General features: G+C 60.8%; 25 protein-coding genes and 1 tRNA gene. 9 read left to right on the top strand and 17 right to left on the bottom strand.

From position 1 onward, the window contains the following. The first annotated feature begins 120 nt into the window (after positions 1-120). From pilB to ACTPOI_RS06370, 6 genes are all read left to right on the top strand, one after another. Complete coding sequence (pilB, locus tag ACTPOI_RS06395) at positions 121-1860, top strand: type IV-A pilus assembly ATPase PilB (RefSeq protein WP_440107512.1); 1740 nt, start codon at positions 121-123, stop codon at positions 1858-1860. Positions 1861-1881: 21 nt separating this feature from the next. After that, positions 1882-3096, top strand: a complete 1215-nt coding sequence (locus tag ACTPOI_RS06390; RefSeq protein ID WP_440107510.1) for a type II secretion system F family protein — start codon at positions 1882-1884, stop codon at positions 3094-3096. Next, on the top strand, positions 3096-3968 hold the full coding sequence (locus ACTPOI_RS06385; RefSeq protein WP_440107508.1) for a prepilin peptidase: 873 nt from the start codon (positions 3096-3098) through the stop codon (positions 3966-3968). The genes ACTPOI_RS06390 and ACTPOI_RS06385 overlap by 1 nt, the downstream gene beginning before the upstream one ends. 31 nt (positions 3969-3999) lie before the next feature. Next, the gene (gene coaE, locus ACTPOI_RS06380) at positions 4000-4608 is read left to right on the top strand and encodes a dephospho-CoA kinase (protein ID WP_440108278.1); all 609 of its coding nucleotides are present in this window, start codon (positions 4000-4002) and stop codon (positions 4606-4608) included. Positions 4609-4698: 90 nt separating this feature from the next. Further along, positions 4699-5454, top strand: a complete 756-nt coding sequence (gene zapD, locus ACTPOI_RS06375) for a cell division protein ZapD (RefSeq protein WP_440107506.1) — start codon at positions 4699-4701, stop codon at positions 5452-5454. A 71-nt stretch (positions 5455-5525) separates the two neighbouring features. Next, positions 5526-5747, top strand: coding sequence for a DNA gyrase inhibitor YacG (locus ACTPOI_RS06370; protein WP_440107504.1), 222 nt, complete (start codon positions 5526-5528; stop codon positions 5745-5747). A gap of 282 nt (positions 5748-6029) precedes the next feature. On the opposite strand, the gene ACTPOI_RS06365 is transcribed toward ACTPOI_RS06370, so the two are convergent. From ACTPOI_RS06365 to ACTPOI_RS06345, 5 genes are all read right to left on the bottom strand, one after another. After that, on the bottom strand, positions 6030-6494 hold the full coding sequence (locus tag ACTPOI_RS06365) for an NUDIX domain-containing protein (protein WP_440107502.1): 465 nt from the start codon (positions 6492-6494) through the stop codon (positions 6030-6032). A 10-nt stretch (positions 6495-6504) separates the two neighbouring features. Then, on the bottom strand, positions 6505-7377 hold the full coding sequence (locus ACTPOI_RS06360; RefSeq protein WP_440107500.1) for an ATP-binding protein: 873 nt from the start codon (positions 7375-7377) through the stop codon (positions 6505-6507). 62 nt (positions 7378-7439) lie between these two features. After that, on the bottom strand, positions 7440-8669 hold the full coding sequence (argJ, locus tag ACTPOI_RS06355; protein WP_440107498.1) for a bifunctional glutamate N-acetyltransferase/amino-acid acetyltransferase ArgJ: 1230 nt from the start codon (positions 8667-8669) through the stop codon (positions 7440-7442). Positions 8670-8823: 154 nt separating this feature from the next. Next, positions 8824-11589: a preprotein translocase subunit SecA gene (secA, locus tag ACTPOI_RS06350; RefSeq protein WP_440107495.1), complete on the bottom strand. Its 2766-nt coding sequence runs from the start codon at positions 11587-11589 to the stop codon at positions 8824-8826. A gap of 166 nt (positions 11590-11755) precedes the next feature. After that, positions 11756-12703, bottom strand: a complete 948-nt coding sequence (locus ACTPOI_RS06345) for a M23 family metallopeptidase (protein WP_440107493.1) — start codon at positions 12701-12703, stop codon at positions 11756-11758. Between the two features lie 32 nt (positions 12704-12735). On the opposite strand from ACTPOI_RS06345, the gene ACTPOI_RS06340 reads away from it, so the two are divergent. Beyond that, on the top strand, positions 12736-13035 hold the full coding sequence (locus ACTPOI_RS06340; protein WP_440107491.1) for a hypothetical protein: 300 nt from the start codon (positions 12736-12738) through the stop codon (positions 13033-13035). A gap of 55 nt (positions 13036-13090) precedes the next feature. On the opposite strand, the gene ACTPOI_RS06335 is transcribed toward ACTPOI_RS06340, so the two are convergent. The 6 genes from ACTPOI_RS06335 to petA form a co-directional block, all read right to left on the bottom strand. Further along, a tRNA-Thr gene (locus ACTPOI_RS06335) sits at positions 13091-13166 on the bottom strand. Positions 13167-13217: 51 nt separating this feature from the next. Continuing rightward, on the bottom strand, positions 13218-13775 hold the full coding sequence (locus tag ACTPOI_RS06330) for a ClpXP protease specificity-enhancing factor (protein WP_440107489.1): 558 nt from the start codon (positions 13773-13775) through the stop codon (positions 13218-13220). Between the two features lie 54 nt (positions 13776-13829). Further along, positions 13830-14441, bottom strand: a complete 612-nt coding sequence (locus ACTPOI_RS06325) for a glutathione S-transferase N-terminal domain-containing protein (protein ID WP_069103624.1) — start codon at positions 14439-14441, stop codon at positions 13830-13832. 100 nt (positions 14442-14541) lie between these two features. Continuing rightward, positions 14542-15300, bottom strand: a complete 759-nt coding sequence (locus tag ACTPOI_RS06320; RefSeq protein ID WP_440107487.1) for a cytochrome c1 — start codon at positions 15298-15300, stop codon at positions 14542-14544. A gap of 18 nt (positions 15301-15318) precedes the next feature. Further along, on the bottom strand, positions 15319-16731 hold the full coding sequence (locus ACTPOI_RS06315) for a cytochrome b (RefSeq protein ID WP_440107484.1): 1413 nt from the start codon (positions 16729-16731) through the stop codon (positions 15319-15321). A gap of 11 nt (positions 16732-16742) precedes the next feature. Then, entirely contained in the window at positions 16743-17339 is a 597-nt protein-coding gene (petA, locus tag ACTPOI_RS06310; RefSeq protein ID WP_440107482.1) for a ubiquinol-cytochrome c reductase iron-sulfur subunit, read from the bottom strand. A 147-nt stretch (positions 17340-17486) separates the two neighbouring features. Here petA and mscL point away from each other — a divergent pair, with 147 nt between their 5' ends. Next, positions 17487-17918 carry a large conductance mechanosensitive channel protein MscL gene (mscL, locus tag ACTPOI_RS06305; RefSeq protein ID WP_440107480.1) on the top strand — a complete coding sequence of 144 codons (432 nt, stop codon included), beginning with the start codon at positions 17487-17489 and terminating at the stop codon, positions 17916-17918. Between the two features lie 150 nt (positions 17919-18068). Here mscL and pdxA read toward each other — a convergent pair whose 3' ends face one another. The 5 genes from pdxA to ACTPOI_RS06280 all read right to left on the bottom strand — a co-directional run bounded on the left by pdxA (position 18069) and on the right by ACTPOI_RS06280 (position 23920). Next, a complete protein-coding gene (gene pdxA, locus ACTPOI_RS06300) occupies positions 18069-19097 on the bottom strand; it encodes a 4-hydroxythreonine-4-phosphate dehydrogenase PdxA (protein ID WP_440107478.1) in 1029 nt (342 codons plus the stop codon). Between the two features lie 85 nt (positions 19098-19182). Next, positions 19183-19968: a Nif3-like dinuclear metal center hexameric protein gene (locus tag ACTPOI_RS06295; RefSeq protein ID WP_440107476.1), complete on the bottom strand. Its 786-nt coding sequence runs from the start codon at positions 19966-19968 to the stop codon at positions 19183-19185. Positions 19969-20114: 146 nt separating this feature from the next. Beyond that, entirely contained in the window at positions 20115-22106 is a 1992-nt protein-coding gene (locus ACTPOI_RS06290; RefSeq protein WP_440107474.1) for a TRAP transporter large permease, read from the bottom strand. Further along, positions 22103-22723, bottom strand: coding sequence for a TRAP transporter small permease subunit (locus ACTPOI_RS06285; protein ID WP_440107472.1), 621 nt, complete (start codon positions 22721-22723; stop codon positions 22103-22105). The genes ACTPOI_RS06290 and ACTPOI_RS06285 overlap by 4 nt, the downstream gene beginning before the upstream one ends. Before the next feature lie 78 nt (positions 22724-22801). Continuing rightward, complete coding sequence (locus tag ACTPOI_RS06280) at positions 22802-23920, bottom strand: TRAP transporter substrate-binding protein (RefSeq protein ID WP_440107470.1); 1119 nt, start codon at positions 23918-23920, stop codon at positions 22802-22804. Between the two features lie 268 nt (positions 23921-24188). Between ACTPOI_RS06280 and ACTPOI_RS06275 the strand changes: the two genes are divergently transcribed. After that, a complete protein-coding gene (locus ACTPOI_RS06275; RefSeq protein WP_440107468.1) occupies positions 24189-25334 on the top strand; it encodes a trypsin-like peptidase domain-containing protein in 1146 nt (381 codons plus the stop codon). Between the two features lie 414 nt (positions 25335-25748). Here ACTPOI_RS06275 and tatC read toward each other — a convergent pair whose 3' ends face one another. After that, positions 25749-26543, bottom strand: coding sequence for a twin-arginine translocase subunit TatC (gene tatC, locus ACTPOI_RS06270; RefSeq protein ID WP_440107466.1), 795 nt, complete (start codon positions 26541-26543; stop codon positions 25749-25751). Between the last annotated feature and the right edge of the window lie 47 nt (positions 26544-26590).

Genomic DNA, 26590 nt, shown 5'->3' with positions numbered 1-26590 from the left:
AGAGGGTTGCCCGGCCCGGGTGTTCAAATGGCTGTTGCGAATTTCCATCGCTGTACAGGCTATGGGTGATCGGCGATGATAGGATGGTTTCTTTTCCCAACCTAACACATCCCCGGTTACATGGCCGCTGTCGATACTGCCCCTAAAGAAGCCTCCGCGGTCGCGCTTCCCGGTTTGGGGAGGGCTCTCATATCCGCGGGCAAGCTGACCCAGAAGACAGCCGAGGATATTTACAAAAAATCACAGATTGCCCGTACCAGCTTTATCGGCGAGTTGACGGGCTCTGGAGCCGTTTCTGCTGCGGATCTGGCGCACACGGTATCGGCGGTTTTTGGCGCTCCCTTGCTTGACCTGGAGGCCATCGACCCGCTGCGACTACCCAAGGAACTGCTGGATCCGAAGATTTGTCAGGCCTACAGGGTAATCGTCCTCAGCAAGCGAAATAATCGCCTTATCGTCGCTACAGCAGATCCAACCGATCAGGAGGCTGCTGAAAAAATAAAGTTCACGACTCAGATGGGTGTGGACTGGATTATTGCCGAGTACGACAAGTTGAGTCGTCTGGTGGATGCATCCACAAAGTCTGTCGCTGAGTCGATGGATGGACTCACCTCCACCAGCGGCGATTTTGAGTTTGACGATGTACCGGTGGAAGATGCCCCGGAAAACAACGATACGGGCGCAGCAGACGTCGAAGACGCACCCGTCGTCAAATTTCTCCACAAAATGCTGCTGGATGCGTTCAACATGAGGGCATCGGACCTGCATTTTGAACCCTACGAGCACCAATATCGGGTACGGTTTCGTATTGACGGAGAATTACGTGAAATCGCCTCGCCGCCGGTAGCGATCAAAGACAAGCTGGCATCGCGGATCAAGGTTATCTCACGGCTCGATATCTCGGAGAAGCGGGTGCCGCAAGACGGCCGGATGAAACTCAAGGTCGGACCTGACCGGGTTATCGATTTTCGCGTGAGTACATTACCCACGTTGTTCGGGGAAAAAATTGTTATCCGGATTCTTGATCCCAGCAGTGCAAAGCTCGGGATCGACGCGCTAGGGTATGAGCCGGTGGAAAAAGAGCGCCTGCTGCAGGCAATCGGCCGTCCTTACGGCATGATTCTTGTGACCGGCCCTACCGGCTCCGGTAAAACCGTGTCACTTTACACCTGCTTGAATCTGCTGAACAAGCCCGGAGTCAACATTGCCACCGCTGAAGACCCATCGGAAATCAATTTGCCAGGCGTCAACCAGGTAAACGTCAACGAAAAGGCAGGGCTCACTTTTGCGGTGGCCCTGAAGTCGTTTCTGCGTCAGGATCCGGACATCATTATGGTCGGCGAAATACGTGATCTTGAAACTGCAGATATCTCGATCAAGGCAGCGCAAACAGGCCATCTTGTGCTGTCGACCCTCCACACGAATGACGCCCCGACAACGCTGACGCGGATGCGCAACATGGGCATTGCGCCCTTCAACATCGCCTCAAGCGTTATCCTGATCACCGCCCAGCGCCTTGCGCGGAGACTGTGTCCGGCGTGCAAGACGCCGGCGGACATCCCGCATGAAACGTTGCTGGAAGCTGGTTACCCTGAGCACGACCTCGACGGCACCTGGGTAACTTACAGACCCGTTGGATGTTCAGCGTGCAACAACGGCTATAAAGGCCGCTTGGGCATCTATCAGGTGATGCCTATTTCGGAAGAAATTCAGCGCATTATTTTGCGGGACGGTAGCGCATTGGAAATTGCCGAGCAGGCGAAATCCGAGGGTGTCCGATCGTTGCGTGATGCCGGACTACACAAGGCAAAGCTGGGTTTGACTTCTCTGGAAGAAGTGCTCGCGGTTACCAACGAATAGCGCTTACAAGGGATTATCAGTATGGCGACCGCTGCATCAACCATCAAGGAATTCGTCTTTGAGTGGGAAGGCAAAGACAGACACGGAAAAGTAGTCCGTGGCGAAACGCGTGCCTCCGGTGAAAACCAGGTACAGGCGACATTGCGCAGGCAAGGTGTCTTCCCGACAAAGATCAAGAAGCGCCGGATGCGCTCCGGCAAAAAGATCAAGCCAAAAGACATTGCCCTTTTCACCCGGCAACTCGCGACCATGATGAAGGCCGGGGTACCGCTGCTTCAGTCGTTCGATATTGTCGGGAGAGGCAACACAAACGCCAGTGTGACGAAGCTTCTGAACGACATTCGGCAAGACGTGGAAACTGGCACGTCCCTGAACGCTGCGTTTCGCAAGCATCCGATGTATTTCGATACGCTCTACTGCAACCTGGTTGAGGCGGGCGAAGCTGCAGGTATTCTGGAAGCGCTGCTGGATCGCCTGGCCACCTACATGGAGAAAACGGAAGCGATAAAATCCAAGATTCGCTCCGCCTTGATGTATCCGATATCCGTGGTGATCGTGGCCTTCGTCGTCGTGGCAGTCATCATGATTTTCGTGATCCCGGCGTTCAAGGAAGTCTTCACATCCTTTGGCGCTGATCTGCCCGCTCCGACTTTGTTCGTAATGGCGATCAGCGAAACGTTCGTAAAGTGGTGGTGGTTGATCTTCGGGGGAATCGGAGGCGGGTTCTATTTTTTCATGCAGGCGTGGCGCCGCAGCGAAAAAATGCAGAAGTTCATGGATCGGCTCCTGCTGAAGATTCCAGTTTTCGGCCCGCTGATTGACAAGTCCTGCGTGGCCCGGTGGACACGTACGCTGGCAACGATGTTTGCAGCCGGGGTTCCTTTGGTCGAGGCTCTCGATTCAGTGGGTGGTGCATCGGGCAATTCGGTGTACTCCATTGCGACCGAAAAAATCCAGCAGGAGGTTTCTACCGGTACCAGCCTCACCGCAGCGATGGGCAACGCGAACGTGTTTCCTTCGATGGTGCTCCAGATGTGTGCCATTGGCGAAGAGTCCGGGTCCATCGATCACATGCTGGGCAAGGCTGCAGACTTTTACGAAGCGGAAGTGGATGAGATGGTTGCAGGCCTTTCCAGCCTTATGGAACCCATCATCATCGTGTTTCTCGGCACGCTGATCGGTGGAATCGTGGTGTCGATGTATCTCCCCATCTTCAAACTCGGCCAAGTTGTCTGATGGGATTCGAACCGTTATGGGACGGCGGCATTGCCTGCGTCTTCGGATTGTTAATCGGCAGTTTTCTGAACGTGGTCATCTACCGGCTCCCCCAGATGATGGAGCGCCAGTGGGCCACTGAGGCTGCCAGTTACAACGCGAGTGTGAGTGGCGAAGAGATATCTGCAACTCCTAAGGCGACTTTCAATCTGCTCACTCCTCGGTCGCGCTGCCAAGCCTGCGGCCATGTTGTGCGGTGGTATGAGAACGTTCCTGTTCTGAGCTACATTTTTCTTCGTGGCCGGTGCTCTGCTTGCAACGTGCATCTCAGCTTGCGTTATCCAGTGGTGGAGCTGTTCACTGGTGCCCTCTTTTTCTACTGCGGTTACCGCTGGGGCCTGAGCCCCGCGGGGCTTGCGTGGTGCGGGTTTTCCGCCGCTTTGGTGGCGTTGGCTTTCATTGACTGGGACACCACATTCCTTCCAGATGACATCACGTTGCCGCTGCTTTGGGCCGGGCTGCTTGCGGCGGCGATGCAGTGGATAAATGTTCCTTTGCTCGATTCCGTATTCGGGGCTGCGGCCGGCTATCTTTCACTCTGGCTGGTGTATTGGGGTTTCAAACTGGTCACGGGGAAAGAAGGCATGGGTTATGGTGACTTCAAGCTGTTTGCCGCACTGGGTGCATGGTTCGGATGGCAAGCCTTGGTCCCCATCATCCTGATGTCGTCTGTGATCGGCGCCATCGTCGGTATCGCGATGAAAGTCTTCAGCGGTCTGCGCGAGGGTGGCTACATACCGTTTGGACCGTTTCTGGTGGGCGCGGGACTCACTGCCATGGTGTTCGGTCCGCAGGCAATCGTCGCAACGGTGTTCAGGCCCTTCGGCCTTTGAAACCGGGTTGACGGTGACCGGCACGCCCGGAATGCGCGCAGCAAGAATCGGCCTGACCGGCGGCATTGGTAGCGGTAAAAGTACCGTCGGCGAGTTGCTTGGCGCCGCTGGCGCCGCGCTGGTCGATGCGGACCGCATCGCGCGTGGTGTGACGGGCCCGGGTGGAGCGGCAATCGCCGCCATACAGGCCTCCTTCGGAGCCGATTTCATTGATACGCTCGGCGCACTTGACCGGGAAAAAATGCGTGCGCTCGCGTTCACTCGTCCTGAAGCGCGATCCCGTCTGGAGTCCATCATTCACCCGCTCGTGGGATGGCAGAGCGAAATGCAGGCGCAGGAGGCAGCGAACCGTGGATGCCCGCTGATCGTTTTCGACGTGCCCTTGCTGGTGGAATCGGGACGATGGGCGAGACGACTAGATGCTGTGATCGTGGTGGACTGCGATGCCGATACCCAAGTGATGCGGGTGATGCAGCGAAACAGCCTTGCGGCGGAGGTGGTACAGAACATCATCGCTTCACAGGCCACACGGAATAAGAGACGCGCCGCAGCAGACATCCTGATTGCCAACGGACGCAATCGCTCCCTGAGCCAGCTGAAGGCTGACGTTTCTCAAGTGGCTGCGTTGTTCGGGCTATGATGCAGCGGACATCGACGTGCGAGCTTTTCAAATGACCGGCAGCGCATCATTTGCGTCCGTCAGCCGCCTGAGCCCGAGGAACCCGCCAGCGTGATTCTTTACGAATACCCTTTCAACGAGCGCCTCAGAACCTATCTGCGGCTTGAGCAGCTGTTCCGCCGGCTGGGTGAACTGATACCGCGACACCATGCACTGGACCACCATTTTGCGTTGGTCACGATCTTCGAGATCATGGATGTAGCCGCGCGGGCCGATCTCAAATCGGATGTGCTCAAGGACATCGAAAAACACAAGCACCAGCTCGACAGTTACCGTGGCAACCCATCCATCTCGGAGACGGCGCTTGACGCGGTGATCGAGCAGCTGGATCGTTGCTTCCAGGCGCTCAACAGCCAGACGGGCAAGTCGGGGCATTCGCTCACTGAAAATGACTGGCTGATGAGCATTCGCAGCCGGGTGGGCATACCAGGCGGCACTTGCGGCTTCGATCTGCCGGCATATTACGCATGGCAGCACCACCCGCACACGGTCCGCCAACAGGCCCTTGAAGGATGGGCTTCGACGCTCTCGCCTCTGGCGGAGTCGATTTATGTGCTGCTCAAGTTGCTGCGTGATTCAGGAGTACCGCAGAAGGTTGCGGCAGAACGTGGGCAGTTTCAGCAGACGCTGCCGCAAGGGCGCACGTTCCAGTTGCTGCGGCTTCGCATCGATCCGGCGCTCGACCTCATTCCGGAGATCAGCGGAAACCGGCTGATTGTGTCGGTGCGCCTGATGCGCATGCAAGACGATATGCGGCTGCATGCCTGCGCAGAAGACGCCGCTTTTGAACTCACGCTTTGCGCCTGAAGCCAAAGCATGCCGCGTCCAGCTGCGGCCCTCCCATCGCATAAATCCACCTTCATTGACGACGTGCCACCATGGGCAAAACCTCCCCACTCGCGGCTTCCGCCGCCCGTATCGTCGTATGCCCATCCTGCGGCGGTGACAGCGTGTACGCACCCACCAACGCCTACCGGCCGTTTTGCAGCGAGCGCTGCAAACAGGTCGATTTGGGCGCATGGGCTAGTGAAGACTTTCGCCTGCCAACTGAAGCTCCACCCATGGATGCGTCATACGGCGATCCGAAGACGGAGCACTGAGGAGCTGTCAGCCCATCGGAATGCGGCTCGGGTGACAGCCGCATGGAGCCGCATCCTACATGCTCGAGACATTGGGCACAACAGACATGCGCAGGGGGTTCAACGCCCGAGCGCCTTGCAGTGCCGTCGGACAGCGTTCCGCCTTGCAAGTTCGCCCTCCCTGAATCGCCAGGGCGCCACATCCACGCACTGCGCCGAGTTTTGCGCAGTCATCGCTCCCGCAGGCTACCTGCATATGGTCCCGACGGCGGTGCTGAATTTCGCCATCGACAGCCCCATCCTTTAGACGCCGGGCTCCAATGGGGACGCGCAAGCCGCGCCCTCCAAGCCCCGCTCCTGCGCAAGCCAGTCCAGGACCGGATACGCCCCCGGCAGCACAGGTGCCACGGTAAGAGGAAGCTGTTGCCATTGCATCTGTTGGCCTTCGCGCATTTCAAACACACCTGTCCACTCATGGACCTTGCACCAGTGCAAACGGACCAAAGCATGGGGGTAGTCGTGTTCAGTAACCTTCCAGATCGCGGCAGGGCCGATGGTGACGCCCAGTTCCTCGATGAGCTCCCGACGAAGTGCCTGCTCGACGGTTTCGTCCTCCTCCAGTTTGCCGCCCGGAAACTCCCAATAACCGGCGTAGGGCTTGCCAGGCGGGCGGGTAGAGAGCAGCAAAGCACCGTCACTGCGCAGCAGGATACCTACCGCTACCTCAGTGTGCTTGCGCGGTGCAACGGTGGAAACGGGGGCCGGCATCCTTGATCCCTCAACCACCGCGCCGACCTGCATAGTCGCGTGCAAACTGGTATGCCACGCGCCCACTGCGAGAGCCACGTTCGAGCGCCCATACCAGTGCCTCGGCGCGCGCTGCCGCAATATCGGCGGCAGGTACGCCCAGGGACGCCAGCCACTGGCCCACGATGGCCAGATATTCGTCCTGACTGAAGGGATAAAAGCTCACCCACAGGCCAAAGCGCTCGGACAGTGAAATCTTCTCTTCGACCGCCTCTCCAGGGTGTACTTCACCGTCGGCCGTGTGGGTGTACGTGCGGTTCTCGGCCATGTACTCGGGCAGCAGATGGCGGCGGTTGCTGGTCGCGTAGATGAGCACGTTCGGGCTCGATGCAGCCACCGAGCCGTCCAGGATCGACTTGAGCGCTTTGTAGCCTGGTTCACCGTCTTCAAAGCTGAGGTCATCGCAAAACACGATGAATTTTTCAGGTCTCCCGGCTACTACATCCACGATGTCTGGCAGATCCACGAGATCAGCCTTGTCCACCTCGATCAGTCGCAGACCGCGAGCGGAAAATGCGTTGAGGCAGGCCTTGATCAATGAAGATTTGCCGGTGCCGCGGGCGCCAGTGAGCAGAACGTTGTTGGCTGGTTTGCCCAATACGAACTGCTCGGTGTTGCGCTCAATCCTGGCTTTTTGGGGATCGATTTCCTGAAGGTCATCCATCCGCATCTGGGCAACATGGCGCACAGGCTCGAGCGATCCATGGCCACTGCTGCGCTTGCGATACCGCCATGCGATGGCAGCCGACCAGTCGGGCGCTCCCAGGGGCTGCGGCAACACGGATTCGATGCGCGCAATCAGCTGCTCGGCACGTTCGATGAGATTTTCGAATTTTTGGTTCATTTTGGCTCGTAGCCCTTACCAATCAATGCCTGATAGCTATTTAATTGATAGCAAATGCACGGTCAGGACCGGTAGTCCGCATTGATGGTCACGTATTCGTGGCTGAAATCACAGGTCCACACCGTGTCTGCCGCCGCACCGCGACCCAGCACTACACGCACCGTGATCTCACTTTGCTTCATCACGCGCTGGCCGTCCTCCTCGCGGTACGCCGGATTACGGCCGCCTTGAACAGCCACATGCACATCGTCCAGGTACAGATCAATGCCGGTCTGGTCGAGGTCTTCGATGCCTGCGTAACCCACGGCCGCCAGAATACGGCCGAGGTTGGGGTCGCTGGCGAAAAAAGCGGTCTTGACGAGTGGCGAGTGGGCAATGGCGTACGCAACCTGGCGGCATTCTTCGCCCGTCTTGCCCCCCTCTACCCGCACCGTGATGAACTTGGTGGCGCCCTCGCCGTCGCGCACGATCGCCTGGGCGAGTTGCTGCGACACCCTCATCATGGAGTTCTTGAGCGCCTGGCCTTCGGCGCTGCCCAGATCCATGATGGGCGCGTGGGCCGCCTTGTTGGTGGCCACCACCACGAACGAGTCGTTGGTGGAAGTATCACCGTCGATCGTGACGCGGTTGAATGACCCGTCGGCCAGTTCCCGCGCCAGTTGCTGCATGACAGACGGGTGCACACAGGCGTCTGTAGCCATGAAGCCGAGCATGGTCGCCATGTTGGGGCGGATCATGCCTGCGCCCTTGCTGATGCCAGTGATGGAGACCGTCGCCCCGCCCACCTGGGCCTGCGCAGAGAACGCCTTGGGGATGGTGTCGGTGGTCATGATCCCCTCGGCTGCGCGCGCCCAGTGGTCAGCCCGCGCGTCGGCAATCGCCGCAGGGAGTCCGGCCTCGATACGGTCGTGCGGCAGTGGCTCCATGATCACGCCTGTCGAAAACGGCAGGATCTGCTCCGGCGCCAGATTGAGCTGCCGCGCAAGGGCGATGCACGTAGCGCGCGCGCGCACCAGGCCGTCAGCACCCGTCCCGGCATTGGCATTGCCTGTGTTGATGACCATGGCCCGGATGCCCTGGCCCGCTGCCAGATGCTCACGGCTGAGCTGCACCGGAGCAGCACAGAACCGGTTTTTGGTGAACACGCCCGCCACACTGGCACCTTCGTCCAGCAGGAACACGGTGAGGTCCTTGCGGTTGGCCTTGCGGATACCGGCTTCGGCAACACCAATACGAACGCCCGCGACAGGGTGCAGGTCGGCGGCAACGGGGGCAGAGAGATTGACGGGCATGGTGACCTTCTGTGGATGACTTTTGCAATTATCGGAAAAACCAGCGATCCAAATGACGACACGGGCCGCAGCCCGTGTCGTCAATGGTTGGCAGGCACTCTCGGGTCATGTGGCAGGGCCAAAGCGCCGCTCGCCACCAACCACTATCGGCACATCAGGCCAGCTTGCCGTGGCACTGCTTGAACTTCTTGCCGCTACCGCATGGGCAGGGGTCGTTGCGTCCCACACGCATTCCCTCGGGCAGGGCTGCTGACGCATCGCCTCCAGCCGTCTGTCCGGCAGCAATCACCTCGGCCTCGCCCGTCGCCGTGGGCGCGGTGTACGTCACATTGGCAATGCTCTCGCCACGCGCTTCCAAGTCCTGGGCTGCCTGGTCAAGCTGTTCGGGCGACTGCACCTGTACCGTCATCAGGATCTTGGTGACTTCGTTTTTGACGTGGTCGATCAGCTGGCGGAACAGTTCAAACGCTTCACGCTTGTACTCCTGCTTGGGCTGCTTTTGTGCATAGCCCCGCAAGTGAATGCCCTGGCGCAGATAGTCCAGTGCGCTCAGGTGGTCTCGCCAGTTGGAGTCAAAACCCTGCAACAGGACCATGCGTTCGAACTGTGTGAAGTTTTCACGCCCGACCTGTTCCACCTTGGCTTCAAACGAAGCATGTGCCGCAGCCACAACCTTCTCCAGGATCTCGTCGTCGGTGATGGCGGTGGCGGCCTGCACTTGCTGCTGCAGGTCCATCTTCACGTGCCAGTCGTCAGCCAGCGCCTTCTCGAGCGAAGGGATATCCCACTGCTCTTCCAGCGATTCCACCGGGACGTACTGGCGCACCAGGTCGGTCATGCAGTCTTCGCGCATGGCAGCAATCACGTCGGACAGATCGCTCGCGTCTAGGATGTCGTTGCGCTGCTGGTAGATCACCTTGCGCTGGTCGTTGGAAACGTCGTCATATTCCAGCAGCTGTTTGCGCACGTCGAAATTGCGGGCTTCCACCTTGCGCTGGGCCGACTCGATGCTGCGCGTGACGATGCCGGCTTCGATGGCCTCGCCATCGGGCATCTTCAGGCGGTCCATGATCGCCCGCACGCGGTCGCCGGCGAAGATCCGCATCAGCGAGTCGTCCAGGCTCAGATAAAAGCGCGACGATCCGGGATCGCCCTGGCGTCCAGAACGACCACGCAGCTGGTTGTCGATACGACGCGATTCGTGGCGCTCTGTCGCAATGATGCGCAGGCCGCCGAGGCCCGTGACCTTCTCGTGGTCTATCTTCCACTGCTCGCGCAAGGCAGCCACCTTCGCGGATCGGTCTGCTTCGCTGAGGGATTCGTCCGCTTCAATGGCGGCTACATCGTTCTCGATATTGCCCCCCAGCACAATGTCAGTACCCCGCCCTGCCATGTTCGTGGCAATGGTGATCATGCCTGGACGTCCGGCCTGGGCGACGATGTCCGCCTCACGCGCATGCTGCTTGGCGTTGAGTACCTGATGCGGCAGGCCTTCCTTTTTCAGCAGCTCATCGATGATCTCGGAGTTTTCGATCGACGTGGTGCCCACCAGGACAGGCTGGCCGCGCTCGTGGCATTCACGGATGTCCTTGATGGCCGCCTCATACTTCTCGCGCGTCGTTTTGTAGACGCGGTCTAGCTGGTCATCGCGCTTGCTGGGGCGGTTGGGCGGGATGACGACCGTTTCGAGGCCATAGATTTCCTGGAACTCGTAGGCTTCGGTATCGGCCGTACCCGTCATGCCCGCCAGCTTTCCGTACAGACGGAAATAGTTCTGGAAGGTGATCGAGGCCATCGTCTGGTTCTCGGCCTGGATCTTCACGCCTTCCTTGGCTTCCACAGCCTGGTGCAGGCCTTCACTCCAGCGGCGGCCGGACATCAGCCGTCCGGTGAACTCGTCAACGATGACGATCTCGCCGTTCTGTACTACGTAATGCTGATCGCGGTGGTACAGGTTGTTGGCACGCAGCGCTGCGTACAGGTGATGCATCAGCGTGATGTTGGCAGGATCGTACAGCGACGCGCCCTCGGCGATCAGGCCCTGGCTCGCGAGCACGCGCTCTGCGGTTTCATGGCCTTGCTCCGTCAGGAATACCTGGTGTGTTTTTTCGTCGAGCGTGAAGTCGCCCGGCTTGGTCACGCCTTCACCGGTGCGGGGGTCTGCCTCGCCCTCCTGTCGCACAAGCAAGGGCATCACCTTGTTCATCGCGATGTACATCGCGGTGTGGTCTTCGGCCTGGCCGCTGATGATCAGCGGTGTGCGCGCCTCGTCAATCAGGATCGAGTCCACCTCGTCGACGATAGCGAAATTCAGTCCGTGCTGAACGCGATCGCCCGCCTCATAGACCATGTTGTCGCGCAGGTAGTCAAAGCCATACTCGTTGTTGGTACCGTAGGTGATGTCAGCACGGTAAGCTGCCTGCTTTTCCTCGCGCGGCATGTTGGGCAGGTTGATACCCACCGACAAGCCCAGAAAGTTGTACAAGCGGCCCATCCACTGCGCGTCACGGTTTGCAAGGTAGTCATTGACGGTCACGACGTGCACACCCTTGCCCGACAGGGCATTGAGGTACACCGGCAGCGTGGCGGTCAGCGTCTTGCCCTCGCCTGTGCGCATTTCCGAGATCTTGCCGAAGTGAAGCGCCATGCCCCCGAGCATCTGCACATCGAAGTGGCGCATTTTCATTACGCGCTTGGAGCCTTCGCGGACCACGGCGAACGCTTCGGGCAACAAATCGTCCAGCGAAGTCCCGTTGGCAACGCGATCCTTGAACTCCTGCGTCTTGGCGCGCAGCTGCTCATCCGACAGCTTCTCGTAGTCGGGCTCCATCGCATTGATGCGGGTCACCGTCTTGCGGTACTGCTTGAGGAGCCGGTCGTTGCGGCTGCCGAAAAGTTTGGTGAGGAAGTTGGTGGCCATGCGAACAGGACCGCCTGATGCGCCAGAGGCAGCACGCCAGACGACCGAAATCCCTAAGATGAATTGAGATCAAGTGGGTCCGGCGCTGCCGATTGCAAGCATTGCAATGCGGTGCGCCAGATGCCGGACCGGTGATTTTACCCGCCAGCCATGCGCCCTCGAGGGGCTAGCGAGATGATGACGCAGGCGCAGCTGCCAGCTGGGGGGCAACCCCACCCGCACTGAGGAATTTTTGAGGGTCCTGGAATACACCCTGCACCAGCACCTCGAAATGAAGATGTGCGCCTGTGGAGCGACCCGTGGTCCCGACTTCGGCGATCTTTTGGCCGCGGCGCACGATGTCTCCCCGCTTGACCATTGTCTTGGACGCATGTGCGTAGCGGGTGACCAACTGGTTGCCATGGTCGATCTCAACCATGTTTCCGTAGGCGGGATGAAACTCCTGCGTCACGACCATGCCGCCTGCCGCAGCCAGTATGGGCGTTCCGGTATCAGCCTGAAAGTCCAGACCTGTGTGCAGTGCCGACTGCCCTGTGATCGGGTCGACTCGCCAGCCAAAACCGGACCCCGCCGTCCGCCCGGTCACGGGCGCGTGAGTGGGGATCATTTTCTTGCGAATGTGCTGATCGAACAGCCTGGACTCCAGCACGGTCATCAGGTCCACACGCTGGTGGGTCAGCTGCTCAAGCTCATCGAGGGTCGCCTGCAACTCCTCCATCGAGAGACTTCGCGCACTCACCAGAGCGCCCCCTCGAGCATCAGGTTTGATCGGCTCAGGGGTGGGCATGCCAGCCAGCCCCATCACGCGGTCGCCGAGAGATTCGAGTTGCACCATTCTGGCCTGCATTTCCCCCACCCTCCGCGCCATGGCATCGAGGTTGGCCCGCATGTAACGGTCCCGCTCGGCGAAGTCGTCCTTCACCACGAGGCGCACCAGCGAGCCGACAATGGGCCAGCCCTCGCGCGCACCCTTGAGGAACACCCAGTGGTATAGAGCCGCCGCGACAACCATGAGGCACAGTGAAAGCCCGAGCCCGAAGAGGAGCAGCTTGGCGCCAGACAGATGGATCGCGCGGCTGCGTGCAAGCCGGGCGTCCGTGATAATCACATGCACTTTGTCCCCTCCAAACTGAAGACTTCGCCCCCATGAGCCGCCGCCACTACGCAGTCAGCCTTCAGCAGGCCAGCCAGGACTCTCCGACGCTGGCGCGACTGACGGCATTGACGCGCGAATCCAGCGAAAGACTCAAGGCGATCGAAACATTGATACCGGCCGGGCTTCGGGCAGGCATTCAGGCAGGCCCCATTGATGGAGATTCTTGGTGCTTGCTTGTCAAAAGCAACTCCGCTGCCGCCAAATTGCGTCAACTGGCGCCTGCTCTGCAAGCGCATCTGCGTAGCCGGGGGTGGGAGGTTAACGCGATTCGCCTCAAAGTTCAAACCTGACGGTTTGTGCGGCGAGTGGTCTGGGGCGTACCCAAAGAGGCGAAATCGGGGGATATGGTGCCGGTTGTCGGAATCGAACTGACGACCTACCGCTTACAAGGCGGGTGCTCTACCAACTGAGCTAAACCGGCGAGACTTGAATTCTAGCGCGCAAAAAGGGGCTTGAAACCAAATTGGACGAGCTATTTGATGCGCTTGAGAGAGGGCCGGGAGCTTCCCCCAGCCGGCGATGGACGCGGTGCATCCCCATCGTCGCCCGGCTTTCGGCTATCGTCACTGGTGACCAGTTGGACAACACGCTCGTCGTGTGCTGCGCCAGAGACACCGACGATGGGAGGATCCTGCGGTGCATGTGCAGCCGGCTCCACTGCAGGGGCGTGGTGCATCGTCCGCTCAGTGATGCCACTTTCCAGTACGTCGACGGGGGCCGGGAAAGCCATTCCCTGCCCGTTTTCACGCGCATAGATCGCAATGACCCGGCCGATCGGCACCAGAATGTCCCGCGGCTTGCCACCAAACCGCGCCTTGAACTCGATGAAGTCATTGCCGAGCTGCAAGGAACTGGTCGCGTCGAAACTGACATTCAGCACGATCTCTCCATCCTTTACGTATTCACGCGGCACTTGCACGGAATCATCGACGCGCACGGCAACATAGGGCGTCAACCCGTTGTCGGTGCACCACTCGTATAGGGCACGAATCAGGTAAGGGCGCGTCGAGGTGGATTCCGGTGGAGTCATGGATTCGGAGGAAAAGCGACGTGACGGGAAAGCGATGAAAAACTACCGGCGCAGTTACTTGCGCATCACCTTTTCGGAAGGCGTCAGTGCTTCGATGTAGGCCGGGCGCGAGAAGATGCGCTCTGCATACTTGAGCAGCGGGGCCGCGTTCTTGCTCAGGTCGATGCCGTAGTAATCAAGGCGCCACAGAAGCGGCGCAATGGCCACATCCAGCATCGAGAAATTGTCGCCCAGCATGTACTTGTTCTTGAGGAACACTGGGGCCAACTGGGTGAGGCGGTCACGGATGTGCGCGCGCGCCTTTTCCAGTGCCTTTTCATTGCCTTTGGTGGCCCGCGATTCCAGCGCGTTCACGTGCACGAACAGTTCCTTTTCGAAGTTCAGCAGGAACAGGCGAACGCGTGCACGATCGACCGGGTCGCCGGGCATCAGCTGCGGATGGGGAAAGCGCTCGTCAATGTACTCGTTGATGATGTTCGATTCGTACAGGATCAGATCGCGCTCGACCAGGATAGGCACCTGCCCGTAGGGGTTCATCACGCTGATGTCTTCGGGCTTGTTGTACAGGTCCACATCGCGGATCTCGAAGTCCATGCCCTTCTCGAACAGGACAAAACGGCAGCGGTGAGAGAAGGGACAGGTCGTACCCGAGTAAAGCACCATCATGGTGTGAGGCTCCTAAAAATCAAAAGAGTGGGACGCCAAAGCGCCCACTCTGCAAAAAACCAATTGGCACCCGCAGGGGTGCCAGTGATCGATGTGGCGTTTACTTCACGTCTTTCCAGAAGGCTGCGTTCAACCTCCAGGCGATGATTGTGAACACACCCAGGAAAATCAGAACCCAAACACCCACACGCTTGCGCGTGTTTTGGGCGGGCTCCGCCATCCACTGCATGTAATTCACCAGGTCGCCGATGGTTTGATCATATTGAAGCGGCGTCATCAGACCGGGCTTGACCTGCTCCCAACCCTTGAAGACCTGGGTCTTGTGTCCGTGGCTTTCGTGCTCTTCAAAAATCGGGCGGCGTTCGCCTTGCAATTCCCACAGCACATGGGGCATGCCGACATTGGGGAAGACGAGGTTGTTCCAGCCTGTGGGCTTGTTTTCGTCTCGGTAGTAGGTGCGCATGTAGGTGTAGAGGTAATCAACACCGGGACCACCTGCACCGGAACGCGAGCGCGCGATCACGGTCAGGTCAGGCGGATTGGCACCGAACCAGGCCTTGGCCTGCTTGGGGTCGATCGCCGATTTCATGGTCTCGCCCACCTTGTCCGTGGTGAACAGGAGATTGTCCTTGACCTGCTGGTCGGTCAGGCCAATGTCCTTCAGGCGGTTGAAACGCATGAAAGCTGCCGAATGGCAGTTAAGGCAGTAGTTGACAAAAATCTTGGCGCCGTTTTGGAGCGAAGCCAGATCGTTCGTCTTGACCGGCGCCTTGTCGAGCGGAATGCCACCGCCTGCCGCAAACGCGGAGCCAGCTGCGAGCCCAACGGCCGCCACCAACGTGAGGATGATTTTCTTCATTGTTGTTATCTCCTGGGCTCAGTGCGCCACAAAGGTCACGCGGTCAGGCACTGGCTTGGCCTCGCCGATACGGCTCCACCAAGGCATCAGCAGGAAGAACCCGAAGTAGAACAACGTACCCACCTGCGACACACGCTCACCAATCGGCGACGGAGGCTGGACACCCAGGTAGCCGAGGATCAGGAAGTTGATCACGAACACGGCGTACAGGTACTTGTGCCAGTCAGGGCGATAGCGGATCGAGCGCACGGGGCTGTGATCCAGCCAAGGCAGGAAGAACAGGATGATCACGGCGCCGCCCATCACAACCACGCCCCAGAACTTGGCATCGATGGACAGCAGCAAGGCCACACCCACCAGAGCACCCACTGCGATACCTGCCTTGATGAAGCCAGGCAGCTTTGCCTTAAGGACGCCGAAGGCAGCCGCCGCCAGCACGCACAGGACCAGCACGTACATCATTTCGGTCGTGATCGCGCGCAGCATCGAGTAGAACGGCGTGAAGTACCACACCGGGGCAATGTGCAACGGAGTCACCAGCGGATCAGCCGGGATGAAGTTGTTGTACTCAAGGAAGTAGCCGCCAAACTCCGGCGCGAAGAACACCACGGCGGTAAACGCCATCAGGAACATGCTCAGCGCAAAGATGTCATGCACCGTGTAGTACGGGTGGAACGGCACGCCATCCAGCGGCTTGCCGTTGGCATCCTTGGGAGCCTTCGGACCCTTGATTTCCACGCCGTCGGGGTTATTGGAACCCACATCGTGCAGGGCCAGCAGGTGGGCCACCACCAGACCGAGCAGAACCAGAGGCACAGCAATCACGTGGAAACTGAAGAAGCGGTTCAGCGTGGCGTCACCCACCACGAAGTCACCACGGATCAGCAGAGCCAGGTCAGGACCGATGAAAGGGATGGCTGCAAACAGGTTCACGATCACCTGCGCACCCCAGTAGGACATCTGGCCCCATGGCAGCAGGTAGCCCATGAAGGCTTCGGCCATCAGGCACAGAAAAATGGCGCAGCCGAAGATCCAGACCAGCTCACGTGGCTTGCGGTAGCTGCCGTAGATGAGACCACGGAACATGTGCAGGTACACCACCACGAAGAAGGCCGACGCACCGGTGGAGTGCATGTAGCGGATCAGCCAGCCCCACGGCACATCACGCATGATGTATTCGACCGAGGCGAACGCCAGATTGGCGTCGGGCTTGTAGTGCATGACCAGGAAAATACCGGTCACGATCTGGATCACGAGCACCACCAGCGCCAGCGAGCCGAAGATGTACCAGAAGTTGAAGTTCTTCGGAGCGTAGTACTCCGACATGTGCACCTTATAGGCGTCAAATGCGGTAGGAAACCGGTTCTCAAACCAGTTCGTCACCTTGGCGCCGGCCGATGCATTGGGGGAGATTTCCTTGAATTCAGCCATGTCGATTTACCTCAGGCCTTCTTGTCTTCGCCGATGAGCAGCAGCGTATCGGACAGGTACATGTGCGGCGGCACTTCCAGGTTGTCGGGCGCGGGCTTGTTCTTGAAGACGCGGCCGGCCACATCGAAAGTGGAACCATGGCAGGCGCACAGAAAACCGCCGTGCCAGTCGTCAGGAAGGGACGGCTGGGGACCGGCCTGCAGCCGGTCGCCGGGCGAGCAGCCAAGGTGAGTGCAGATGCCGACACCGACAAACACTTCGGGCTTGATCGAGCGGTGCTGATTCTTGGCGTACTCAGGCGTTGGGTACGTGTTGCGGTCCGACTTGGGGTCGGCCAGCTGGGGCTCCGTCTGGGCCAGGGACTCCAGCTGCTGGGGAGTGCGCTTGAAGATCCACACAGGTTTGCCGCGCCATTCGACGGTCACCTTTTCGCCGGGCTGCAAGGTGGAGATATCCACCTCAACCGCTGCGCCGGCAGCTCTGGCTTTCTCCGAAGGCTGAAAACTACTGACGAAGGGCACGGCAACGGCCACTCCGCCAGCGGCACCGGCACATCCGGACGCAATCAGCCACGTCCTTTTACTGGTGTCGACTGGTGTGTCACTCATGGGGATCCTCGGTAAACATCGCTATTGTTTGGGTCAACCTCGAATTGTAGCGGAGTGAAAATGGGTATTCGATTGTGAACTGGTGTTGACGCGGTGCTGCACTCGGAGATACTTGCGCATCTCAAAAACAGTAACTGGAGGGGACCCATGGGAATGATGCAGGAGTTCAGGGAATTTGCCGTCAAGGGCAACGTGATTGACCTTGCCGTCGGCGTGATCATTGGCGGGGCCTTCGGCAAGATCGTCGACTCTGTGGTGTCCGATCTGATCATGCCCATCGTGGGCCTCGCGTTCGGCAAGCTGGACTTTTCCAGCCATTTCATCGCACTGGGCAACGTGCCGCCCGGCACAGCCATGACGCTGGACGCCCTCAAGAAGGCCGGCGTACCGGTACTGGCCTATGGCAGCTTTCTCACGGTGGCCGTCAACTTCGTCATCCTGGCGTTCATCATTTTCCTGATGGTCAAGCAGATCAACCGGATGAAGCGCGAAGCGCCCGCCGCACCTGCACCGGCGCCTGCTGCTCCGCCCGAAGACATCGTGCTGTTGCGCGAAATCCGCGACAGCCTCAAGCGCTGACGGTGGTCGCGCGAGGCCGCTGAGCAATCGTCGCCGTCTTCATGGCGGCGCTCGGTGCGGACACGGCCTTTTCGCCGCCCGGGCGCAGCCGGCAAGGTAGGCGCAACTGCGCCGGAGTGGCCGCGGCGCACCGAGTACTGGCCAGGTCCGTCATCCCGCAAGCAGGCGCGCCATGCGCACTGCCTCAACAAGGCTTGCGGGGTCAGCCTTCCCCTGACCTGCGATATCGAAGGCCGTGCCGTGATCGGGACTGGTACGCACCAGCGGCAAGCCCAGCGTCACGTTCACGCCCTTGTCCACGCCCAGGTACTTGACCGGAATCAAGCCCTGGTCGTGGTACATCGCGATCACCACGTCGAACTCGCCCGCGCGCTGCGAGGTGCTGCGGGCCCGCATGAACACGGTGTCCGGCGCCAACGGCCCGGTCACATCCAGACCCTCGGCCCGCGCTGCCGCCACGGCCGGCGCAATCACCTCGATTTCCTCGCGGCCAAAAAGCCCACCCTCGCCAGCATGCGGGTTGAGCCCCGCCACCGCCATCCGCGGCCCGCGGCCCAGGCTGCGCCGCAGGGCCGCGTCGGTGATGCGCAGGGTTTGCAAGACGTTGTCGTGCGTGACTGCGGCGATGGCGTCGCGCAGTGACATGTGGATGCTGACCAGCACCGTGCGCAGTTCATCACTGGCCAGCATCATGCGGACCGGCATTGCATGAAGGCCCACCCCTGCATGCGCGGCCGCCTGGGCCTGTAGCAGTTCGGTATGACCCGGAAAATCCACGCCCGCGGCTGCCAGCGCCTCCTTGTGCAGCGGAGCCGTCACGATGGCGTCGATCCGCCCGGCCAGCGCCGCCTGCGCAGCCCAGCTCACGCACGCAGCAGCTGCCTGCCCGGCCGCGGCGCTGACGCGCCCCCACGGTTGCGGGCCGGGAATGTCAGCCAGCTGCAGCACGGGCACGCAGCGCGGCGGCATGTGCAATGCCTGCGCGGGCTCGTCCAGCAAGGCTACCGGCAGATCAGGCAACCCGGGGCCAGCCAAAAGCTGCGCAGCCCTGCGCAGCGTGGGCACATCACCCACCACGAAGCAGCCGCGCATCACGTCGGGCATATCCCGGAACGCCTTGGCGATGATCTCGGGACCGATACCTGCCGAGTCACCTTGCGTGATAGCAATGGTTTTCATGGAAATTGGGGGAAAAACGAGGGGTGGCGCTTGATTTACTTGCCTCAAACGCTATTATTTTAATAGCAAAAAGGTTTCGGCAGCATCATGCCGGGTTGTCGATGTCGATGAACGCATGGGCCAGTCCCAGCTGGGCCGCCACCTGCCCCGCCACCGCGGGCGCGCCGTAGCGTTCAGTGGCATGGTGTCCGGCAGCAATGAAAGACACCCCCATCTCCCGTGCCAGGTGCGCCTGCGGCTCCGAGATCTCGCCAGTGATGAAAGCATCGGCACCCGCGGCGATGGCCGGCTCGAAATAGCCCTGCGCTCCCCCCGTGCACCACGCAACGCGCCGGATCGGCCGGAGGGCGTCGCCCTCGGGGTGCACCAGCGTCACCGTGCGGCCCAACGCCTTTGCCACGTGATCCGCCAGTGCTTGGCCGCTGTCGAAAGACGCCGGGCCACAGCAGCCCAGGTTCTGCTCGCCAAACCGCGCATCCGCGACAAGCCCCAGCACGCGACCCAGTTGTGCGTTGTTGCCCAGCTCGGCGTGGGCATCCAGTGGCAGGTGATACGCAAACAGGTTGATGTCGTGCGCCAGCAGCCGGGCCAGCCGCTCCTTCATCCAGCCTGTAACGCATCCATCCTGCCCGCGCCAGAACAGGCCATGGTGCACAAAGATCGCGTCGGCACCCGCAGCGATGGCTGCGTCGATCAGCGCCCTGCTGGCTGTCACGCCGCTCACAATGCGGGTGATGTGCGGCTTTCCCTCCACCTGCAGGCCGTTGGGCCCGTAGTCCTTGAAAAGCTGGGGTTGCAGCAGGCTGTCAAAAGCCTGCAGCAAAGCCTGTCGGCTGACGGTGCTGGTGCTGTGTGTGAGAACGGTGCGCATCCCCGTATTGTGAACACACGCGCAGGCGCGCCGTGCGAGGAGCCGCCTGTGACCTCGCCGCGATAGGCAGCGCACAAAGCAACAAGGCGCCCGAAGGCGCCTTGCAGTGCATCCATGCACCGGCAGTAGCCGGTGCCGCCGCAGCTTTACTTGTACAGCACCTCGGGCAGCCACAGGCCGATGGCGGGGAACATGTACAGCAGGACGATCGCCACGATCTGGATCCCCATGAATGGCAGCATGCCCGCGAATATCTGGTTGAGCGTGACATGCTTGGGCGCCACGCCCTTCAGATAGAACGCGCTCATCGCGACCGGTGGGCTCAGGAAGGCGGTCTGCAGGTTCAGGGCCACCAGCAGACCGAAGAACAGCGGGTCGACCCCGAAGTTGTCCAGCAGTGGGATGAAGATGGGCATGAAGATCACGATGATCTCGGTCCACTCCAGCGGCCAGCCCAGGATGAAGATGATCACCTGCGACAGCACCAGGAACTGCGTCTTGGTGAGGTTCATGCTCAGCACCCACTGCTCGACCAGCTCCTGCCCGCCCAGTAGCGCAAATGCGGCCGAGAAGATGGCAGAGCCCACGAACAGCCAGCACACCATGGCGCTGGTCTTGGCGGTCAGGAACACCGACTCCTTGACCACACCAAAGGTCAGCTGCCGGTAGGCCGCCGCCAGCACGAACCCGCCAAACGCACCCACCGCGGCCGCTTCCGTCGGCGTGGCCAGGCCAAATACGATGGATCCCAGCACCGAGAGAATCAGCACCAGCAGCGGGAAGAAGCTGGACAGCAGCATCTTGAACACTTCAAGCCGCGCGTAGCTCAGGATGCCGTAAAACGTCACCAGTGCCAGGGCGCCCACGCCCAGGCCGATCCAGAAGCCGACAGGAGCGGGTTTGGTGGTAGCAGCACCTTCAGCCCCGGAAGCCGCAGCGGATGCAGCGGCCGGCTCTGCCACCGCGCCCGACGACTGGGCTGCTGCGGAAGCTGGCTCGGCACCCGGCGGCTCGGCCACCGCCTGTGCGCCTGGTGGCTCGGCCAGCGCGTCCGAGCCTGGAGGCTCGGAAAGACCAGAGCCCTCGGGCTCCGCCAGACTGCTACCAGAAGACGAAGAGCTTTCATTCGACCCGGAACCCATGGCCTGCAGTTCGGTGTAAGCCTCCTCCACAACCACGCGGGTCGCGCTCTGATAGCTGGCCACGGCCACCACCGCAAAGAGAATGGCCGGAAGCAGCGCAATGCCCAGCTGGCCCAGCAGATACCGGGTGGAAACAGCCTGGTTGCGCTTGCCCTTGAGTGCGCTGACGATGCTCCCTAACGCCCAGCCATCTGACGTGGCGCCAATGGCCTTGAGCCCTGCTGGCAGCGGTACCATGCGCTGCTCGGCCGTCAGGGGCGGCGCCCAGTCAGGCCTGAGCTTGGCCATGACGACCACGTACACGATATACAGGCCGGCCAGCATGATGCCTGGGAAGAACGCACCCGCGTACAGCTGAACCACCGATACGCCCGCCGTGGCGCCGTACACGATGAGCAGCACGGACGGCGGAATCAGGATACCGAGACAACCGCCCGCGGTGATGGTGCCGGCCGACAGGCGCACGTCATAGCCGGCACGCAGCATCTGCGGCAGGGCGAGCAGGCCCATCAGCGTGACCACGGCACCTACGATGCCTGTGGCAGTGGCAAACACCGCGCATGTGACGAGGGTGGCAACCCCCAGTGAGCCAGGCAAGCGTGCCAGAGCCAGGTGCAGGCTGTGAAACAGCTTTTCGATCAGGTTGGCGCGTTCAACCAGATAGCCCATGAATACGAAGAGCGGGATCGAGATCAGGACATCATTGCCCATCACCGAGAAGGCGCGCTGCACCATCAGATCCAGCGTCTGCTTGAGTGCCCCGGCCGCCGTCTGGTCCCCGGAGTGATACGCAAAAAACGCGAACATCATCCCCATTCCCATCAGCGTGAACGCCGTGGGAAAGCCCAGCATGATGGCTACGACCACCAGCGAGAGCATCAGGAGGCCGTAGTGGCCGTTGGTCATCTTGTCGACGCTGAACACCATCGCGAGGGCCGCGAGAATGATCACGCCCATCAGCGTGAAGCCGAAATAAAGCTCTTTGCGGATCTTCATGGGCGGCCACCCTTCTGCACAGCCAGGTGGTCAAGGGCCTCGATGTCCGAGTCCTTCACGTGCACCATCTGCTTGAGCTTGTCGACATCGACTTCCTCGACGTCACCCTCGCGCTTGGGCCACTCGCCCGTGCGGATACAGATCACACAACGGATGATTTCGACAATGCCCTGCAGCAAAAGGAAAGCCCCGGCCAGCGGCACCACGAACTTGAACGGGTACACGGGCAGCGGATCGGCATTGAAGGTCTGCTCGCGCATGGCGAGCGAATCCTGGAAGAAAAACCAGCCGGCGTAGGTGAGCGCGATGATGCCGGGCAGGAAGAACAGGATGTAGAGCACCAGGTCCACGGTGGCCTGCGTGCGGGGCTGGAAGAACCCGTACAGCACATCCCCGCGTACATGGCCGCTCTTGGCCAGCGTGTAGGCCCCGGCGGTCATGAAGAGCACGCCGTACAACATGATCTGGGCGTCAAGCACCCAGGCGTTCGGCTTGTTGAGGACATACCGGGAAAACACCTCCCACGTAATCAGCAGCGTGAGGCCCACGACGCTCCAGGCGCAGGCCTTTCCAAACCAGGTCGAGAGCCGGTCCACTGTAAGTAATAGTTTTTGCATGGCTTACCCATCTCAGGACAAAAAAATGGGCGCCCAAGAGGCCAATGCCTGCGGGCGCCCTTGCATCAATGCATCAGGTCAGGCTTTCTTGGCCCCCTTGCCGAAGTAGTGGTTGTAGGCCAACTTGAAGTCGACCAGGTAGTCGTTTTGCCACTGGCCCGCCCGCTGTGCAAACGCGCGTTGCGAGTCCAGGATCTTCTTGAACATCGGGTTCTCGCCACCCTTCTTTTCCATGATCTTGTCCCACGCAGCCAGCTGGCCACGGAGGACGGCGTCCGGAGTCTTGTAGAACTTGACGCCCTGCTTCTTGAGCTCGTCATAGTCCTTGGAGTTGCGCTCGATCGCCTTCCAGCTCATGTCGGCACTCGAAGCCTGCACGGCGTAGTCCACGATGGCCTTAAGTTCGGCAGGAAGTGCGTTGAGCTTTGCCTTGTTGAACAGGATTTCGAACTGCTCCGTGCTCTGGTGGAAGCTCTGCAGCATGCAGTTCTTGACCACGTCCGGGAAGCCCAGCAGGCGGTCCGAAGATGCGTTGTTGAACTCCGCGCCGTCAATCAATCCACGATCCAGCGCTGGCACGATTTCGCCGCCGGGCAGAGGATTTACCGCTGCACCCATCTCGGTGTACATGTCGACGGCCAGGCCCACCGTACGGAACTTCACACCCTTGAGGTCGTCCGCCTTGGCGATAGGCTTCTTGAACCAGCCAAACGGCTGCGTGGGCATGGGACCGTAGAGGTATGACACCACATCCAGATTCAGGCTCTGGTAGATCTCGTCCAGCAGCGCCTTGCCGCCACCATAGTTGTGCCAGGCCAGCAGCATGTTCGGGTCCATCCCGAAACCGGGGCCCGAACCCCACAAGGCCAGCGCAGAGTTCTTGCCGTAGTGGTAGGCCACCACGCCATGGCCGCCGTCCAGCGTGCCTTTGCCCACGGCTTCGAGCAGCTGAAACGCTGGAACCACTGCGCCCGCAGGGAGCACCTCGATCTTGAGGCGGCCGCTGGCCATGTCGTTCACCTTCTTGGCGAAGTCCTGGGCGTACTCGTGAAAGATGTCCTTGGAAGGCCATGTGCTTTGAAAGCGCAGGCTGGTGGTCGTCTGCGCGGTGGCGATCATCGGCGCGCTCATCGCGCCCGCAGCGACTGCAGCGCCCTTGAGCAGGCCGCGGCGGCGAGGTTTGTTGCTTTGCGTCATGGTCTTTGTCTCCAAAAAATTGATTGCAATCTATGTTGCAAATTCATTGTCGGCATCGACCGCGCAAGCCCAACAGGGTTTACACCATGCACACGCTGACGAAAGCGGCGATATCGGTCAAAAAAATTTCACGCTGGTGGCAAGATGGCCTGGGTGCCATGCGCGGCGCGGCCCCGGCCCGCAGGCGGCGTGTGCGTTCAGCGACAATCTTTCTTGCATCTCCCGTGGGCACTCGGCCTTTCCTGCATCTCCAAGCGATCCCAAAACCATGAAGCGCATGTGGCTCCTTTTCTCGCAGACCGTGACCGTGCTGGTGGCGGCCTATTTCGTCGTGGCAACCCTGCAGCCCAGCTGGCTGGGCAAGGGCACCACCCGCTCGGGCGCGGGCATCTCCCTGCTGGAGGCTCCCGCCACCCCAGCGGCCCAACCGGTGGCCGGCAGCTTCAGCGTGGCAGCGCGCAAGGCGGCGCCTGCGGTGGTGAGCATCAACACCAGCAAGGCCGTGCGCCATCCGCGCAGCAACGACCCGTGGTTCCAGTTCTTCTTTGGTGACCAGGGCAGCCAGGCGCAGGCAGGCCTGGGCAGCGGGGTCATCGTCAGCCCCGACGGCTACATCCTGACCAACAACCATGTGGTCGAAGGCGCCGATGAGATCGAGGTCACGCTCAACGACAGCCGTCGCGCCCGCGCCAAGGTGATCGGCACCGACCCCGACACCGACCTGGCGATCCTGCGCATCGAGCTCGACAAGCTGCCGGTGATCGTGCTGGGCAACTCCGACGCGCTCGCGGTGGGCGATCAGGTGCTGGCCATCGGCAACCCGTTTGGCGTGGGCCAGACGGTGACCAGCGGCATCGTCAGCGCGTTGGGCCGTACGCAACTGGGGATCAACACGTTCGAGAACTTCATCCAGACCGACGCGGCCATCAACCCCGGCAATTCGGGCGGCGCGCTGGTGGACGTGAACGGCAACCTGATGGGCATCAACACGGCCATCTATTCGCGCTCGGGCGGCAGCATGGGCATCGGCTTTGCCATTCCGGTCTCTACCGCGCGCCTGGTGCTCGACGGCATCGTGAAAGACGGCCAGGTCACGCGCGGCTGGATTGGCGTGGAGCCCAACGAACTCTCGCCCGAGCTTGCCGAGACATTCGGCGTGAAGGCCACCGAAGGCGTGATCATCACCGGCGTGCTGCAGGACGGCCCCGCCGCGCAGGCCGGCATGCGGCCCGGCGATGTGATCGTGCGCGTGGATGGCAAGAACGTGGCCAACGTGTCGGAGCTGCTCACCGCCGTGGCAGCCCTCAAACCCGGCGAGACTTCGCCCTTTGTGGTGCAGCGCGGCGACAAGATGGTGGAGCTGAACATCAGCCCCGGCGTGCGCCCCCGGCCGCAGCGCAACGTACGGCGCTAGGAACCCGCTGAAAGAGGGTGTCCCTGGCAAGCCACGTGGGGGTGGTTCGCCAGTCGCGCCCATCGCTGGAAGGTATCGAACAGCGTTTCGATAAGCCTGAGCGGCCGCCCTCGGTGCTGCCGCATCGGGACAACACGCCAATACCTTTTGCTATTAAATCACTAGCAACAGAGGCAATCAAAATGTGCACCCGAGGCCGACAAGACCCAAAAATGGTCGAAAACGCCTTTGTTGGGGCCTTGAGCGGCGCCAAGGCCAGACCACCGCAGGGTTGCAGCGAGCATGCGGGGTTTCGGATTCCGGGGCCAGCGTGCAGGTGCACGGCTGACTTGCTGACCGACAGGCATCCTCGATACGCCATTCCGCACGGCCCCCGGGCCCAGAGCGGTGCGAGCCCGGGCTGCACCACAGGGATCACGAATGGGTAGCGGTTTCCTGTACGTCTTCGGGTGCCTTGGTGTGCTTGATGAAAATCTGGGCGGCCCAGATCCCCACCTGGTACAGGATGCACATCGGGATAGCCAGTGACAACTGCGAGACCACATCCGGCGGCGTGACGATGGCAGCAATCACGAAAGCGATAACGATGAAGTACCCGCGGAAATCCCGGAGCTTCTCGATCGACACCACGCCCATGCGGGCCAGCACGACCACCGCTATCGGCACCTCGAATGCCAGGCCAAAGGCCAGGAACATCGACAGCACGAAGCTCAGGTACGCCTCGATATCAGGCGCGGCGGTGATGCTCTTGGGCGCAAAGCTCTGGATGAAGGCAAACACCTGGCCAAACACCAGGTAGTAGCAAAAGGCCACGCCAATGAAGAACAGCAAGGTGCTGGAGATCACCAGGGGCAGCACCAGCTTCTTTTCGTGCGAATAAAGGCCAGGCGCCACAAACGCCCACAACTGCCACAGCACAAAGGGCAGCGCCAGCAGGAATGCCGACATCAGCAGGATCTTGAGCGGCACCATGAACGGCGAGATCACCGACGTGGCGATCAGCGTGGCGCCTTTGGGCAGGTGCGCCACCAGCGGCGCCGCCAGAAAGTCGTAAAGCGCGCCCGGCCCGGGGAAGAAGAACAGGATGGCCGCAGCCACCCCGATGGCGATGAACGCCTTGACCATGCGGTCGCGCAGCTCTACCAGGTGCTGCACAAAAGGCTGCTCGGTACCGGCCAGCTCGTCTTCTTTGGATGGGGTGTCGGACATGGAAAGGGTTGGTAGGCGTCAGGACCACCGCCCGCGCGGCGCGCAGC

The sequence above is a fragment of the Acidovorax sp. BL-A-41-H1 genome (genome assembly GCF_051942715.1).
Note: the sequence above shows the minus strand (reverse complement) of the source record. Positions and strands in the feature narration are given on the sequence as shown.

Bases quoted from the DNA above. Each gene is read 5' to 3' on its own strand.
- pilB (WP_440107512.1), top strand. From the start codon at position 121: ATGGCCGCTGTCGATACTGCCCCTAAAGAAGCCTCCGCGGTCGCGCTT.
- ACTPOI_RS06390 (WP_440107510.1), top strand. From the start codon at position 1,882: ATGGCGACCGCTGCATCAACCATCAAGGAATTCGTCTTTGAGTGGGAA.
- ACTPOI_RS06385 (WP_440107508.1), top strand. From the start codon at position 3,096: ATGGGATTCGAACCGTTATGGGACGGCGGCATTGCCTGCGTCTTCGGA.
- coaE (WP_440108278.1), top strand. From the start codon at position 4,000: ATGCGCGCAGCAAGAATCGGCCTGACCGGCGGCATTGGTAGCGGTAAA.
- ACTPOI_RS06370 (WP_440107504.1), top strand. From the start codon at position 5,526: ATGGGCAAAACCTCCCCACTCGCGGCTTCCGCCGCCCGTATCGTCGTA.
- ACTPOI_RS06365 (WP_440107502.1), bottom strand. From the start codon at position 6,494: ATGCCGGCCCCCGTTTCCACCGTTGCACCGCGCAAGCACACTGAGGTA.
- ACTPOI_RS06360 (WP_440107500.1), bottom strand. From the start codon at position 7,377: ATGAACCAAAAATTCGAAAATCTCATCGAACGTGCCGAGCAGCTGATT.
- argJ (WP_440107498.1), bottom strand. From the start codon at position 8,669: ATGCCCGTCAATCTCTCTGCCCCCGTTGCCGCCGACCTGCACCCTGTC.
- secA (WP_440107495.1), bottom strand. From the start codon at position 11,589: ATGGCCACCAACTTCCTCACCAAACTTTTCGGCAGCCGCAACGACCGG.
- ACTPOI_RS06340 (WP_440107491.1), top strand. From the start codon at position 12,736: ATGAGCCGCCGCCACTACGCAGTCAGCCTTCAGCAGGCCAGCCAGGAC.
- ACTPOI_RS06330 (WP_440107489.1), bottom strand. From the start codon at position 13,775: ATGACTCCACCGGAATCCACCTCGACGCGCCCTTACCTGATTCGTGCC.
- ACTPOI_RS06325 (WP_069103624.1), bottom strand. From the start codon at position 14,441: ATGATGGTGCTTTACTCGGGTACGACCTGTCCCTTCTCTCACCGCTGC.
- ACTPOI_RS06320 (WP_440107487.1), bottom strand. From the start codon at position 15,300: ATGAAGAAAATCATCCTCACGTTGGTGGCGGCCGTTGGGCTCGCAGCT.
- ACTPOI_RS06315 (WP_440107484.1), bottom strand. From the start codon at position 16,731: ATGGCTGAATTCAAGGAAATCTCCCCCAATGCATCGGCCGGCGCCAAG.
- petA (WP_440107482.1), bottom strand. From the start codon at position 17,339: ATGAGTGACACACCAGTCGACACCAGTAAAAGGACGTGGCTGATTGCG.
- mscL (WP_440107480.1), top strand. From the start codon at position 17,487: ATGGGAATGATGCAGGAGTTCAGGGAATTTGCCGTCAAGGGCAACGTG.
- pdxA (WP_440107478.1), bottom strand. From the start codon at position 19,097: ATGAAAACCATTGCTATCACGCAAGGTGACTCGGCAGGTATCGGTCCC.
- ACTPOI_RS06295 (WP_440107476.1), bottom strand. From the start codon at position 19,968: ATGCGCACCGTTCTCACACACAGCACCAGCACCGTCAGCCGACAGGCT.
- ACTPOI_RS06290 (WP_440107474.1), bottom strand. From the start codon at position 22,106: ATGAAGATCCGCAAAGAGCTTTATTTCGGCTTCACGCTGATGGGCGTG.
- ACTPOI_RS06285 (WP_440107472.1), bottom strand. From the start codon at position 22,723: ATGCAAAAACTATTACTTACAGTGGACCGGCTCTCGACCTGGTTTGGA.
- ACTPOI_RS06280 (WP_440107470.1), bottom strand. From the start codon at position 23,920: ATGACGCAAAGCAACAAACCTCGCCGCCGCGGCCTGCTCAAGGGCGCT.
- ACTPOI_RS06275 (WP_440107468.1), top strand. From the start codon at position 24,189: ATGAAGCGCATGTGGCTCCTTTTCTCGCAGACCGTGACCGTGCTGGTG.
- tatC (WP_440107466.1), bottom strand. From the start codon at position 26,543: ATGTCCGACACCCCATCCAAAGAAGACGAGCTGGCCGGTACCGAGCAG.